Source organism: Falsiroseomonas sp. RANM36, from assembly GCF_056682175.1.
On the sequence record NZ_JBWXTD010000003.1, the window covers coordinates 1,705,369 to 1,714,562 of the forward strand.

The 9,194-nt window shown below is 74.1% G+C and carries 8 protein-coding genes; all 8 read left to right on the forward strand.

What is annotated here, in order from left to right; all coding sequences use genetic code 11:
* The coding region (locus AC1MIR_RS13135) for a coiled-coil domain-containing protein (RefSeq protein WP_480028597.1) at positions 1-2,617 on the forward strand (2,617 nt) is incomplete at its 5' end.
* 19 nt (positions 2,618-2,636) lie between these two features.
* A complete protein-coding gene (locus AC1MIR_RS13140; protein WP_480028598.1) occupies positions 2,637-3,173 on the forward strand; it encodes a DUF6653 family protein in 537 nt (178 codons plus the stop codon).
* Positions 3,174-3,218: 45 nt separating this feature from the next.
* On the forward strand, positions 3,219-4,442 hold the full coding sequence (gene nhaA, locus AC1MIR_RS13145; protein WP_480028599.1) for a Na+/H+ antiporter NhaA: 1,224 nt from the start codon (positions 3,219-3,221) through the stop codon (positions 4,440-4,442).
* Positions 4,435-6,369 (forward strand): ABC transporter ATP-binding protein, encoded by a 1,935-nt coding sequence (locus AC1MIR_RS13150; protein WP_480028600.1) that lies wholly within the window; start codon positions 4,435-4,437, stop codon positions 6,367-6,369. Before nhaA ends, AC1MIR_RS13150 begins: the two co-directional genes overlap by 8 nt.
* 51 nt (positions 6,370-6,420) lie before the next feature.
* Positions 6,421-7,698: an MFS transporter gene (locus AC1MIR_RS13155; protein ID WP_480028601.1), complete on the forward strand. Its 1,278-nt coding sequence runs from the start codon at positions 6,421-6,423 to the stop codon at positions 7,696-7,698.
* A gap of 65 nt (positions 7,699-7,763) precedes the next feature.
* Positions 7,764-8,057 (forward strand): AtpZ/AtpI family protein, encoded by a 294-nt coding sequence (locus AC1MIR_RS13160; RefSeq protein WP_480028602.1) that lies wholly within the window; start codon positions 7,764-7,766, stop codon positions 8,055-8,057.
* A 46-nt stretch (positions 8,058-8,103) separates the two neighbouring features.
* Positions 8,104-8,859, forward strand: a complete 756-nt coding sequence (locus AC1MIR_RS13165; protein ID WP_480028603.1) for a F0F1 ATP synthase subunit A — start codon at positions 8,104-8,106, stop codon at positions 8,857-8,859.
* Positions 8,860-8,909: 50 nt separating this feature from the next.
* On the forward strand, positions 8,910-9,134 hold the full coding sequence (locus AC1MIR_RS13170; protein WP_480028604.1) for an ATP synthase subunit C family protein: 225 nt from the start codon (positions 8,910-8,912) through the stop codon (positions 9,132-9,134).
* Positions 9,135-9,194 lie beyond the last annotated feature (60 nt).

Consider the following 9,194-nt stretch of genomic DNA (forward strand, 5'->3'; position numbering starts at 1 on the left):
GCCCGCGGCGGCGCACCCGCCCCCGGCGGCGGCGCGCCGCGCCGCGGGGGCGGCCGACGGCGCCCGCGCCCGCGCGGAGGCCGAAGTGGCCGCGCTGACGGAAGTCGCCGCCGCCGCCGCGGTCAGTGCCGGCCTGGCGCCGGTGCTCGATTCCGTCTCGGTCCCGCCGGGCCTGGAAGCGGCGCTCGGCGCCGCGCTGGGCGAGGCGCTGGACAGCCCGCTCGACGACCATGCGCCGCGCCATTGGCGCAGCCTTCCGCCCTTCGCCCCGCCGCCGGCCCTGCCGGATGGCGCGACGCCGCTCTCCCGCCTGGTTGAGGCGCCGGCCGCGCTCGCCCGCGCCCTGTCGCAGATCGGCCTGCTGCCGCGCGGCCAGGACGGCGCCGCGCTGCAGGCCGGGCTGCAACCCGGCCAGGCCCTGGTGAACGAGGATGGCGCGCTCTGGCGCTGGGACGGGCACTGCGCCCGCGCCGGCACGCCGAGCCCCGGCGCCGTCCGCCTCGCGCAGCGCAACAAGCTGCGCGCCGCGCAGGTCGTGCTCGACCAGGCCGAGGCCGCCGCCGCCGCCGCGCAATCCGCCCGCGCCGAAGCAGAGGCCGAGGAGCAGGCCGCGCGGCAGGAGGAAGCCCGCCGCCGCGACATCCGCGCCGAGGCCGAACGCCGCGCCGGCGCCGCCATCGCGGCCGCCGAGCGCATCGCCGCCCGCGCCGCCGAGGCCGAGAGCCGGCTCGCTGCCCTCGCCCCGGAACTGGCGCGGCTCGATGAGGATCTCGGCGCCGCCGAGGCCGCGCTCGCTGCCGCCCGCGCCGCGCGCGCGGCGGTGCCGGACCTCGCCGCCGCGCAGCAGGATGCGCGGGAGGCCGCGGAGGCCGAGCGCCAGGCCCGCGAGGCCGAGACGCGGCAGCGCGAGGCGCGCGCCGAGGCCGAGCGCCGTGCCGGCGCCGCCGCCACCGCCGCCGAGCGTGTCGCCGCCCGCGCCGCCCAGGCCGAGCAGCGGCTCGCCGCCGTGGAGCCGGAACTCGCGCGGCTCGATGCCGAGCTGCAGGCGACCGCCCAGGCCCTGGAACAGGCCCGCGCGGCCCGCGCCGCCGCGCCGGATACGCTCGCCGCCCGCGCCGCGCGTGATGCCGCGGCCCGCGCCGAGCAGCAGGCCGTGCAGCAGGAAGCCGCCGCGCGCGAATCCCGCCGCAGCACGGAGGCGACGCTCGCCCGGCTGCGCCAGGAGGCCCAGGCGCTGACCGCCCGCGCGGCCGAGGCCGAGGCGCGGCTGGCCGCGCTGGCCCCGGAAGTGGAACGCCTCGCCGCCGAGCGGCAGGCCGCCGAGGCCGCGCTGGCCGAGGCCCAGGCCGCGCGCGCCGCCGCACCCGACCTCGCCGCGCTGCGCGCCGAGGTGGAGCAGGCCCGCGCTGCCCTTGTCGCCGCCCGCGCCGCCGAGGCCGCCGCCCGCGACACGCGCGCCGCACTCGCCGCCGAGGCCACGCGCATCGCCGCACGGCAGGAGACGATCGGGCCGGAACGCGCCGAATGGGCCGAGCGCCGCGCGGAAGCCGCCGCCCGCCGCGATGAGCTTTCGGCGCGTCGCGAGGAGGCTGAGGCGGAGGTCACGCGGCTCGCCGAGGCGCCCGAAGCCGCCGCTGCGCGGCGTGCCGCCGCCGCGCGCCTGCTGGCCGAGGCCGAGGCCGCGCATGCCGAGGCCGCGCGCGTGCTGGCCGAGGCAGAGGCCGAGCTGCGCTCCGCCGCGACGCATCGCCGCGAGGCCGACACCCGCTTCGTCGCCGCGCGCGAGGGCCAGGTGCGCGCCGAGGGCGCGATGGAGACCGCCGAGGCCGCAGCACTTTCGGTGGAGGAACGCATCGCCGAACGCCTCGGCGAGGCGCATCCCGAGCTGCCGGCCGACGTGGCCGACCTGACCGAGCAGGCGGAGGAAAAGGCGCGGAAAAAACTGGACCGCCTGACCCGCGAGCGGGAGGAGATGGGCCCGGTCAATCTGCGCGCCGAGCAGGAGCTGAACGAGCTCGACGAACGCCGCAACGCGATCGACTCCGAACGCGCCGAGGTCGCGACCGCCATCGCCAAGCTGCGCGGCCAGATCGGTCACCTCAACCGCGAGGGGCGCGAGCGGCTGCGCGTGGTCTTCGACAAGGTGGATGCCGAGTTCCGCGGGCTGTTCACGCGCCTCTTCGGCGGCGGCCGCGCGCATCTGGCGCTGGTCGGCTCCGACGATCCGCTGGAAGCGGGTCTCGAGATCTATGCCGAGCCGCCGGGCAAGAAGCTTGCCTCGCTCAACCTGCTCTCGGGCGGCGAGCAGGCGTTGACGGCGCTCTCCCTCATCTTCGCGGTGTTCCGCTGCAACCCCGCGCCGGTCTGCGTGCTGGACGAGGTGGACGCGCCGCTCGACGACGCCAATGTGGAACGGCTCTGCGACCTTCTGGAACTGATGGCGGCCGAGGAGGACGGGCGCAGCGGCACGCGCTTCCTGATCGTCACCCACCATCCGCTGACCATGGCGCGGATGCACCGCCTCTATGGCGTGACGATGCAGGAACGCGGCGTCTCCCGCCTGCTGAGCGTGGACCTGCAGCGCGCGGTGGAACTGGCGGAGACGCCGGTCGCCTGATGCGCCGGGAAAGGCGCTGATGACGATCGAGGCCCGGATCGCCCGCGCCCACCGCATGGACGATTCGGCCTGGGCGCGGCATGCCAATCCCTGGTCGGTCTGGACCCGCGTGCCGATCCTGCCGCTGCTGGCGCTGGCCATCTGGAGCCGGGCCTGGATCGGGTGGTGGGCCTTGCTGCCGGTGGCGCTGCTGCTGGCCTGGACCTGGGCCAATCCGCGCCTCTTTCCCCCGCCGCGGAGCCTGGAGAGCTGGGCTTCGCGCGCGGTGCTGGGGGAGCGGCTGTGGCTCGCGCGGGACGAGGTGCCGGTGCCGCCGCAGCACCGGCGCATCCCGCTGCTGCTCAATGCGCTGTCCGCGCTGGGCGGGCTGCTGCTGCTGTATGGCCTGGCCCTGCTGCTCCCCTGGGCGGCGCTGACGGGGCTGGCGGTGGCGCTCGTCGCGAAGATGTGGTTCCTCGACCGCATGGTGTGGCTGGTGGCCGACATGGCAGGGGACCACCGGCTCGCCGCCTGGCGGGGTTTCACCCTTCCGGGCGCCCCGCCCGACGCCACCTGACGCCCAGCGGGAGCCCGTCTCCCGGCAGCCGGAGACCTCCCCCGCATGGCCAAGCCCGCACCGTCGCGCCGCCCGCCCTCGATGCTGCGCGACTTCCTCGACAACGAGGCGGCGGGCGGGCTCGTGCTCATGGGTGCGGCGGCGCTGGCGCTGGTGGTCGCCAACTCGCCGCTGGCGCCGGCCTATTTCGGTGCGCTCAAGGCCTATCTCGGCCCGCTCAGCCTCGGCCACTGGATCAATGACGGGCTGATGGCGGTGTTCTTCCTGTTCGTCGGCCTCGAGATCAAGCGCGAGGTGCTGGACGGCCAGCTCTCCTCCGGCCCGCGACGCATCCTGCCCGGGCTTGCGGCGGTCGGCGGCATGGTGGTGCCGGCCGGGATCTATGCCGCGCTCAACCGCGGCAACATGGAGGCGCTGGCCGGCTGGGCGATCCCGAGCGCCACCGACATCGCCTTCGCGCTCGGCGTGCTCTCCCTGCTCGGTTCGCGCGTACCGGTCTCGCTGAAGGTGTTCCTCACTGCGCTGGCGATCATCGACGATCTCGGCGCGGTGCTGATCATCGCGGCGTTCTACACGGCCAATGTCTCGCTGCTCGATCTCGGCCTGGCGGCGGCGGTGCTGGCGGCGCTGATCGCGATGAACCGCTTCGGCGTCGCGCGGCTGCTGCCCTATCTGCTGCTCGGCGCGCTGCTGTGGGTGCTGGTGCTGCGTTCCGGCATCCATGCGACCATCGCCGGCGTCGCGCTGGCGCTGATCATCCCGCTGCGTCCCTCGCCGGGCGCGGTGGAGCACGCGGAATCGCCATTGCACCGGTTGGAGCACGCGCTCGCCAAGCCCGTGGCCTTCGTGGTCGTGCCGGTCTTCGGCTTCGCCAATGCCGGCGTGCCGCTGCTCGGCCTGAGCTGGGAAGTGCTGGCCCAGCCGGTCACGCTCGGCATCGCGCTCGGGCTTTCGGTGGGCAAGCTGGTCGGCGTGTTCGGCGCGGCGGCGATCGCGATCCGGCTGAAGCTCGCCGATGTGCCGATGGGGGCGGGCTGGGGCCAGCTGGTCGGCGTCTCCCTGCTTTGCGGCATCGGCTTTACGATGAGCCTCTTCATCGGCCTGCTCGCCTTCCCCGACAGCGAGGCGCTGCAGAACCAGGCGAAGATCGGCATCCTGGCCGGGTCGCTGGTCTCCGGCCTCGCGGGCTACCTCGTGCTGCGCGTCGCGCCGCGCGACGTGCCGGCGCCCGACGATCCGGCACGGCGCGCCGCCCGCCAGCATGGTTGACCCGGGCGGAGAAGCGGCGCGTCCTGCCGGCGTGCTGCCCTTCCGCCGCTTCGAGCATGCGATGGACCCGGTGGCCCCGCCGGGTTCGCCCGCCGCGCGCCTGCTCGGCGTGCCGGTGCCGGAGCACGCGCCGCCGCATTCCCTGATCGGCTTCTACTGGCATTTCGCGCGCCAGGCGCGGGCACTGTTCGCCGCGCTGTTCGTGGCCGGCCTCGCGGTCGCGCTGCTCGACCTGATGATCCCGGTCTTCATCGGCCAGCTGGTCGGCCTGCTGGAGCGCTACGGGCCGGAGGGGATCTGGGCCGGGGCCGGCTGGACGCTGGCGGGGATGGCGGCGCTGCTGCTCTTTGCCCGGCCGGTGGCGATCCTCTGCCAGAACCTGGTGACGCAGCAGGGCATCATCCCCGGCGTCACCAGCATGATCCGCTGGCAGAGCCACTGGCATGTGGTGCGCCAGGGCCTGCCCTTCTTCCAGGAGGACTTCGCCGGCCGCATCGCCAACCGCGTGATGCAGTCCGGCCCGGCGCTGCGCGAGAGCGTGGTGCAGTCGGTCAACGCCGTCTGGTACATCCTGGTCTACGGCACCGGCGCGGTGCTGACGCTGGCGGCGACCGATGCGCGGCTCGCCTTGCCGATCCTCTGCTGGTTCGTGCTCTACGCCACGCTGCTGCGGCTGATCGTGCCGCGCATGCGCGACCGCGCGCGCAAGGCCTCCGAGGCGCGCAGCGCGCTGACCGGGCGCGTGGTGGACAGCTACACGAACATCACCACGGTCAAGCTCTTCGCCCGCGCCGAGGAGGAGGACGCGCATGTGCGCGAGGCGCTGCAGACCCTGAACCGCGACTTCGCCCGCCAGACGCGGCTGGTCACGCTGAACGGCCTGCTGCTCTCCACGCTGAACGCCGCGCTGCTGGTGAGCACCGGCGCGCTCGCGATCTGGCTCTGGTCACAGGGGGAGATCCCGCTGGCGGTCGTCGCGGCCGCGCTGCCGATGGCCTGGCAGATCGCGAACATCTCCGGCTGGGTGGCGATGAACGTCGCCGGCATCTTCGAGAATATCGGCGTGGTGCAGGAGGCGATGGGCTCCATCGCCGTCCCGCCCACCGCGCCCGATCCGCCGGGCGCGGCGCCGCTGGCGGTGACGCAGGGCGCGATCCGCTTCGAGGAGGTGCGCTTCGGCTACGGCCAGCCGCCGGAGGACGTGCTGCACGGCAGGCGCGGCGCGGTGCTGGACGGCTTCGACCTGGCGGTCGCGCCGGGCGAGCGCGTCGGCCTCGTCGGCCATTCCGGGGCGGGCAAGACCACCGCGATCAACCTGCTGCTGCGCTTCTTCGCGCCCGAGGCCGGGCGCATCCTGGTGGACGGGCAGGACATCGGCGGCGTCACGCAGGAAAGCCTGCGCGCGGCGATCGGCGTGGTCACGCAGGACACCGCGCTGCTGCACCGCGCGATCCGCGACAACATCCGCTACGGACGCCCGTCTGCGACCGAGGCCGAGGTGGAGGCCGCGGCCCGCGGCGCGGAGGCGCATGACTTCATCGCGCGCCTCTCCGACTGGCGCGGCCGCACCGGCTATGACGCGCATGTCGGCGAGCGCGGCGTGAAGCTCTCGGGCGGGCAGCGCCAGCGCATCGCCATCGCCCGGGTGCTGCTGAAGGACGCGCCGATCCTGGTGCTGGACGAGGCCACCAGCGCGCTCGATTCGGAAGTGGAGGCGGCGATCCAGGAGAGCCTGGATCGCCTGATGGCCGGCAAGACGGTGATCGCCATCGCGCATCGCCTCTCCACGCTGCAGCGGATGGACCGGCTGGTGGTGCTGGACCATGGCCGCGTGGCGGAACAGGGCACGCATGCGCAGCTGCTGGCGCTGGGCGGCGTCTATGCGAAGCTCTGGCAGCGCCAGTCCGGGGGCTTCATCGGCGGGTAGGGGGCGCCGGCGGGCTGGACGCGGGGTGGCGAGGGGTGCTGCCATCCCGCCATGGCCGAACCCGCGCCCGCGACGCTTCCGCTGTGGCGCCAACCGCCCTTCCTGCTGTTCCTCTCCTCCCGCGTGCTGTCATCCTTCGCGCTGCAGATGCAGGTCGTGGCGGTGGGCTGGCAGGTCTATGCGCTGACCGACAGCGCCTTCGCCCTCGGCCTGATCGGTCTGGTGCAGTTCGTGCCGATGCTGCTGCTGACGCCCGTCACCGGGCTGGCCGCCGACCGGCTGGACCGCCGCGCCGTGACCGCCGCCTGCCGGGCGGCGAACGGCGTCGCGGCGGCCGCGCTGGCGGCCGGCAGCCTCGCGGGCTGGCTCGATGCCGGCTGGATCTTCGCGATCGTCGCGCTGTTCGGCGCTACCCGCGCCTTCGAGATGCCGGCCTCCCAGGCGCTGCTGGCGGGCGTGGTGGCGGCGAAGGATCTGGCGCGCGCCAATGCGCTTGCGGCCTCGACGGGGCAGGCGGCGACCATCGCCGGGCCGGCCGCGGGCGGGCTGCTCTATGCGGCGGGCGGGCCGGCAGCGCCGTACGCCGGCGTCGCCGCGCTCGCCCTGCTCTCCGCCGTGCTGGTGCTGCTGATCCGCATGGCGGCACGGCCGCGGCCTCGCGGGCGCGTCACGCTGGAGGTGCTGCTGTCGGGCCTCGTGTTCCTGCGCGCGCGGCCGGCGCTGATGGGGGCGGTGACGCTCGACATGGTGGCGGTGCTGATCGGCGGCGCCGCGGCGCTGCTGCCGGTCTATGCGCGCGACATCCTGGACGCCGGGCCCTGGGGCCTCGGCATCCTGCGCTCGGCGCTCGCGGCCGGTGGGCTGGCGGCCTCGCTCTGGCTCGCCTGGCGGCCGCTCGGGCGGTGGGCGGGGCGCAGCATGCTGCGGGCGGTGGCGCTCTTCGGCGCCGGCACGGTCGTCTTCGGTCTGTCCGAGTCGCTGGCGCTGTCGGTGCTCGCGCTGGCGCTGGTGGGGGCGGCCGATGTGGTCAGCGTGGTGGTGCGGCAGTCGCTCGTGCAGCTCGGCACGCCGGACGAGATGCGCGGGCGGGTCGCGGCGGTGAACTCGCTGTTCATCGGAACTTCGAACCAGCTCGGCGAGTTCTATTCCGGCAGCATGGCGGCGCTGCTCGGGCCGGTGGCGGCGGTGGTGCTCGGCGGCTTCGGCACGATGACAGTGGTGCTGCTCTGGATGCGCTGGTTCCCCGCGCTCCGGGCGGTGGACCGGCTGGAGGACGTGACGCCGCAACACCCGCCGCGTCATGCTGCAATGCGGCAGTCCTCGCCTTGACACCGATCCCCCCGCGCCGTAGGGACGGGCGCCTTCCGGGCGGGGGACCGCAAGGAGGAGCGCGCGTGCCGGAGACAGACGGCTTCGAGGAGCGGCTGCAGAAGGCTCGGGAACGGCAGGGGGCGACGCCCTCCGCGCCGGGACCCGGGCAACTTCCGCAGGGGGGCACCTGGGGGATCGGCTTCCGGGCGGGCGTCGAGGTCGTCTCGGCGCTGATCGCGGGTGTGGGGCTGGGTTGGTTGCTCGACCGCTGGCTTGGCACCTGGCCGTGGCTCTTCCTCATGTTCTTCGTGTTCGGCGGCGCTGCCGGGGTGCTGAACGTCTATCGGCTGTTCACGCCACGCCGCGTCGGGAAGTAGGCAGCGGCGGGCCGGGCCCGTCTGGGTTTGGGCGGGAGAGCGGAACTTGGCTGCCGAAGGCAAGACGATCGATGCGCTGGGCCAGTTCGAACTGGTTCCCGTGCTGGGCAAGGTCGGCGCCTCCGTCGGCTTCACCCAGTCGGCGGCGCACATGCTGCTCGCGGTCGGCGTCATCACCGCGCTGGTGATGTGGGGCGCCGCCCGCCGCGCGGTGGTGCCGGGCCGCCTGCAGTCCCTGACCGAGAGCGCCTACGAGTTCATCCACGGGCTCTGCGTCAACCAGATCGGCCATGAGGGGAAGAAGTTCTTCCCCTTCGTGTTCTCGCTGTTCATGTTCGTGCTGGTCGGCAACCTGCTCGGCCTGCTGCCCTTCGCCTTCACCTTCACCAGCCACATCGTGGTCACCTTCGCGCTCGCGACGATCGTGTTCCTGCTGGTGACGATCGTGGCGCTGGCGATCCACGGCACCAAGTTCTTCGGCTACTTCTTCCCCGAGGGCGCGCCGAAGGCGCTGGCGCCGCTCATCATCCCGATCGAGCTGATCTCCTACCTGTCGCGCCCGGTCAGCCTCTCGGTGCGTCTCTTCGCCAACATGGTCGCCGGCCACGTCATGCTGAAGGTGTTCGCCACCTTCGTGGTGCTGATGGGCAGCGCCGGCGTGGCGGGTTTCCTCGGCGCCTCGCTGCCGTTGGCGCTGAACGTCGCGCTCATCGGCTTCGAGCTGCTGGTCGCCTTTCTGCAGGCCTATGTCTTCGCGATCCTGACCTGCATCTACCTGCACGACGCCGTGCATCTGCACTGAGCGACGGCGGACCCCCTCACCCCAACCGAACACACGGAAGGATCACTTCAATGGAAGTTCTCGCCGCGAAGGCCCTCGGCGCCGGCATCGCCGTCATCGCGCTCGCGGGCGTGGGCATCGGCATCGGCAGCATCTTCTCCTCGATGGTGCAGGCCGTCGGCCGCAACCCCTCGGCCCGCGACGCGGTCTTCCCGATCGGCATCCTGGGCTTCGCGCTGACGGAAGCCGTCGCGCTCTTCGCCCTGCTGATCGCCTTCCTCATCCTGTTCACCTGAGCGGCCGGGGGGGGGGGGGGGGGGGGGGGGGGGGGGGGGGGGGGGGGGGGGGGGGGGGGG

Bases quoted from the DNA above. Each gene is read 5' to 3' on its own strand.
- AC1MIR_RS13140 (WP_480028598.1), top strand. From the start codon at position 2,637: ATGACGATCGAGGCCCGGATCGCCCGCGCCCACCGCATGGACGATTCG.
- AC1MIR_RS13150 (WP_480028600.1), top strand. From the start codon at position 4,435: ATGGTTGACCCGGGCGGAGAAGCGGCGCGTCCTGCCGGCGTGCTGCCC.
- nhaA (WP_480028599.1), top strand. From the start codon at position 3,219: ATGGCCAAGCCCGCACCGTCGCGCCGCCCGCCCTCGATGCTGCGCGAC.
- AC1MIR_RS13170 (WP_480028604.1), top strand. From the start codon at position 8,910: ATGGAAGTTCTCGCCGCGAAGGCCCTCGGCGCCGGCATCGCCGTCATC.
- AC1MIR_RS13155 (WP_480028601.1), top strand. From the start codon at position 6,421: ATGGCCGAACCCGCGCCCGCGACGCTTCCGCTGTGGCGCCAACCGCCC.